Source organism: Corynebacterium lipophiloflavum DSM 44291, from assembly GCF_000159635.1.
Taxonomy (GTDB): domain Bacteria; phylum Actinomycetota; class Actinomycetes; order Mycobacteriales; family Mycobacteriaceae; genus Corynebacterium; species Corynebacterium lipophiloflavum.
Map to the genome: position 1 here is coordinate 1 of NZ_GG667239.1, position 259 is coordinate 259.

Consider the following 259-nt stretch of genomic DNA (forward strand, 5'->3'; position numbering starts at 1 on the left):
AGCGGTGGGAACCAGCGCAGACAACGCGCTAGCGGAGTCGTTCAACGCGACATTGAAACGCGAGGTGCTGCAAAACCGGAAATGCTTCGACTCACTGCTGCACGCCAGACGGGACGTCTTCGCGTGGTGTGTGCGCTACAACCAGAAGCGCAGACACTCATGGTGCGATTATCTGTCGCCCCTCGAGTTCGAAAACCGCACCTGCGGTAAACTCACCTTGACCGCATAAGTTCAATTCCCTGTGTCCACTTTCCAGGGG

1 protein-coding gene is annotated in these 259 nt (G+C 57.1%); it reads left to right on the plus strand.

Going from position 1 to position 259, the window contains the following annotated elements:
- Positions 1-229, plus strand: a 229-nt coding sequence (locus tag HMPREF0298_RS11350; protein WP_006841351.1) for an integrase core domain-containing protein, incomplete at its 5' end; no start/stop codon positions are given.
- Between the last annotated feature and the right edge of the window lie 30 nt (positions 230-259).